General features: G+C 56.1%; 3 protein-coding genes. 1 reads left to right on the top strand and 2 read right to left on the bottom strand.

The genetic code is table 11. From position 1 onward, the window contains the following. The first annotated feature begins 65 nt into the window (after positions 1–65). Positions 66–536 (top strand): T6SS immunity protein Tli4 family protein, encoded by a 471-nt coding sequence (locus ACIQ0R_RS11765; protein WP_395827608.1) that lies wholly within the window; start codon positions 66–68, stop codon positions 534–536. A gap of 350 nt (positions 537–886) precedes the next feature. Here ACIQ0R_RS11765 and ACIQ0R_RS11760 read toward each other — a convergent pair whose 3' ends face one another. Together ACIQ0R_RS11760 and ycaO are read right to left on the bottom strand one after the other, a co-directional pair. Next, a complete protein-coding gene (locus ACIQ0R_RS11760; protein ID WP_395827605.1) occupies positions 887–1603 on the bottom strand; it encodes a pseudouridine synthase in 717 nt (238 codons plus the stop codon). A gap of 227 nt (positions 1604–1830) precedes the next feature. Then, positions 1831–3570: a 30S ribosomal protein S12 methylthiotransferase accessory factor YcaO gene (gene ycaO / locus ACIQ0R_RS11755; RefSeq protein ID WP_395827602.1), complete on the bottom strand. Its 1740-nt coding sequence runs from the start codon at positions 3568–3570 to the stop codon at positions 1831–1833. Positions 3571–3773 lie beyond the last annotated feature (203 nt).

The raw sequence follows: 3773 nt of genomic DNA, 5'->3' as shown, positions 1-3773 counted from the left end.
CCTGCCTAAAAATTAGACAGGACAAGTAGAACACCTGGGTCAATTTTGAATCAGCACTATGCCCTTTGCTGGGTCAATTTTCGGTCAGCCGCAACAAGCGGGTCTTTACATTGCCTCAGACGCCTGACGTGACGTTTGAATTTAGAACAGATACGAATATTGCTGATAGAAAGTCACTGTTTCAGCGTGGTGATGAAATCAATGCAATTATTTCCCAATCTGACGATATGAAGACACTGCGCAAAGGCGTAGTGAATTTGCCGGGCCTGAAAGCCGAAAAGTGGTTGCTGTCCATGCCTCAGCTACCAAAAGATATTCCGGGACATCGTTTCAGGCTGGAAGCAAACACCACGATTGGCAGTACCAAAACCCCCGCTGTGACGCTGGAGATGGATAACGGTACATCAAGCATCTACATGCAAGATAAAGAAACGGGAGTCACCAATGTGGAGAAAGCTTCGCTGAGTGTGGGTGAGGCGATGGCATTCTGGGATGTCATATCGCGGACTTTGCGGCCTCGTCCCGGCGCGTTTTGACAGACGACTGACGCTTTGCACTGCGGGTGATCAGCAAGATCGCCCAGAACGCCGAAGGCCGGAGTACATCGATTAAATGCAACCATCAAAAATAGGAAGTGTGGCATGTCTATCGATAAGTTTGGCCGCTTGCGGTTACCGCGCCGCGCCATTAACCCCCCAGAAGCAACAAACCATAACTGGCACGACCGCCATCTCAAGATCTGTTGTGTCGGCCGTTACAACCTAATCTACTGGATAAGGCGTATAAAATTGGCGAAGCTTTATCAGCCTTATTCAAGGTCGCATATGTCATACCGAAGGAGGCATCTGCGTGGAGTCAATTCACGCGTGGGCACGATGTGCCCACCCTACGCCGGTACCAGCAAGGCCAGGTGCTCCGGCTCCAGGTACATCCATTCGCCTAATTCCAGTTCTAATGAATCCAGCGTCAGGCCGCCAATCGCAGTGCGGCGCAAGGCGGTGCAATGGTTGCCGGCGGCCACTAGCATGCGCTTGACCTGATGGTATTTGCCCTGCTCCAGCACGATTTCGACTTCATGCTCGCCCACCTTGCGGCAGCTGATAGCGGCCAGGGTTTGTGGCTCGTCGTGCAGCTTGACCCCGGCCAGCAGGCTTTGCACCAGCTCTTCAGTCACCGGATCATGCGCGGTGGCGACATACAGCTTCGGCACATGACGTTTCGGCGACGATTGGGCGTGAATGAAGCTGCCGTCGTCCGACATCAGCAGCAGGCCGGTGGTGTCGTGGTCGAGTCGGCCGACCGGCTGCACGTCGCGCCAGCTGAACTGTTCCGGCAAGATGCTCAGCACGCCAGGATGATGGCTAGGCTTGCGCGAGCACTCGATATCGGGCGGTTTATTGAGCACGATGTAGACGTGCTCGCGATAGGTCCATTCTTCATCGAACAGCGTGAAAACCAGGCCAGCGGTATCCGGCATGGATTTGTAGTCGGTCACGACGACGCCGTTGACGGCAACTTCACCATCTTCAATTAACTCACGGCAATATTTACGGCTACCGAAACCTTGCGATTGCAGGATTCGGTCTAAGGTTAGTTTGGGCATGGCGGAAATGTAGCAGAACCCTGCGAGGACGAAAAGAGCGGGTTAGGATTTGCCGGCGATTATTGGTGATTATTGGTGATTATTGGTGATTATTGGTGATTATTGGTGATTATTGGTGATTATTGGTGATTATTGGTGATTATTGGTGATTATTGGTGATTAATTACGGCCAGTTCAGCAATGGCGAACAGCGGCCCGAAGCAGGGCCGTGGTCCGCTATCAGCCAACTAATCAAGCTGGCAAGCCAGTTTGGCGGCATTGAGCTTGGCATAAGCCGCCAGCAGGCGCTGGTGCATGTCGCAGCCTTGCAGATTGAGGCCGGGCGTATGCAATCCGAAGAAGCGTTGTTCGCGGTTCAGCAGGGCCTTGGCCTGTTGCACAGTCGCCGCGCCATACAGGTGTTGCAGTGACTCGGCATAGGCCGCAGCATCGCCGAGGTCGATCAGGTTTTCGATGCAGCGATACACCAGTTGGCGGGTGCCGCTGATCTGGTTGAAATGACGAATCCAGTCGCAGCCCTGGTGCACCGCGTCGAGATCGCCGATGGCCAGCGCCAGCAGGGTTTTCAGTTCGCCGACGCGCAACTCTTTCCACAACGAGCCGGCATCGGCAGCCAGGCCGATCAAGGCTGCTACCGGACGCTGCTCGGCCAGGCCCAGTTCGCTCAAGGTTTCCAGCAAGTCGAGGCACTCGTCGGCGTCGAGGTCGGACAGATACAGGATCTGTTCGCGGACTTCGTTGCCGACGCTGTTGTTGCCCCATTCCAGGTCTGCCACCGGATAGATATCTGACATGCCTGGCACCAGGATGCGGCAGGCGTACACGCCGAGGTGGCTAAAATCGGCGATGTAGATATCGTGGCCGGTGGCCTCGATAGCGGCGACCGACCAGGCATAGTCTTCGGCAGTGGTGCTGCTGAAACTCCAGTCGCAGAACGCAAAATCGGCGCTGCCGCGCAGGAAGTTCCAGCTGATGATGCCGCTGGAATCGACGAAGTGGATTTCCAGGTTTTGCGAATGGCCGATTTCTTCCAGGTCGAAACTCGGTTCGGGGAAGCCGTCCAGCGCATCCAGCGCGCAGCCTTGCAGCAATTCAGTCAGTACGCGTTCCAGCGCGATCTCAAGACGCGGATGAGCGCCGAAGCTGGAGAGGCAACCCTGATCGCGTGGATTGAGCAGGGTCACGTTCATGAGCAGGTATTTGCCGCCCAGCGATGCGTCTTTCACCAGCACGCCGAAACCGCTGGCGCGCAAGGCGCGGATGCCGGCGGCGATGCGTGGATAGCGGGCGATCACCAGCTCCGGCACGTCCGGCAGGCACAGGCCTTCCTTGATGATGCGGAATTTGACGGCGCGTTCGAGGATTTCCGACAGTGCTTGCGTACGTGCTTCTGCCGGGGTATTTCCGGCTGCCATACCGTTGCTGACATACAGGTTGCCGATGATGTTGACCGGAAACCAGACCGTGGCGCCGTCGCGCTCACGCACATACGGCAGCGCGCAGATGCCGCGCTCTTCATTGCCCGAGTTGTAATCGACCAGCGCGGTGGCGTCGACCGCGCCTTCGGGGTTATAGAATTGTTGCAGTTCCGGCGTCAGCAGGCCGTCCGGCCAGATTTCGTTAGCGTCGTTGAGTTTGAACCACTGCTCGCGCGGATAATGCACAAATGCCGCATTAGCGTTCTGCTCGCCCAGGTAGTAGTGGTTCCAGAAGTAATTGCAGGACAAGCGTTCAAAGAATTCGCCCAGCGCGCTGGCGCGTGAAGCTTGTTCCGAGGCGCCTTTACCGTTGGTGAACAGCAGCGGACAATCACGGTCGCCGATGTGTACCGACCAGACGCCATCGACCGGGTTCAGCCACGAGCGTTCTTCAATCTGGAAGCCGAGCCTTTCCAGCTTGGCTTGCATCGAACTGATGGATGATTCGAGCGAGGCATCTTTGCCCGGTATGAAGCTTGCGGTGGTCATGAGGATTCCTGGAGAGGGGGTAATGCAGTGAGCGCGCGCCAGCGGGGCAGGATGCCAGGCTCGCTGTTATGGCAACAATCACATAACAACGAGGGTGTGCTGGATTTTGTGTAAACGGAATTTCGTTTAATTCGGCTTCATCCGTTCTTCAAACTGGATAGTGAAGCGGTTAAGTGCTCCCTTCCAGTCCCGCAATGGCATCG

The sequence above is a fragment of the Collimonas sp. genome, from assembly GCF_044339385.1.
In the GTDB taxonomy this organism is placed as follows: Bacteria; Pseudomonadota; Gammaproteobacteria; order Burkholderiales; family Burkholderiaceae_D; genus Collimonas.
Note: the sequence above shows the minus strand (reverse complement) of the source record. Positions and strands in the feature narration are given on the sequence as shown.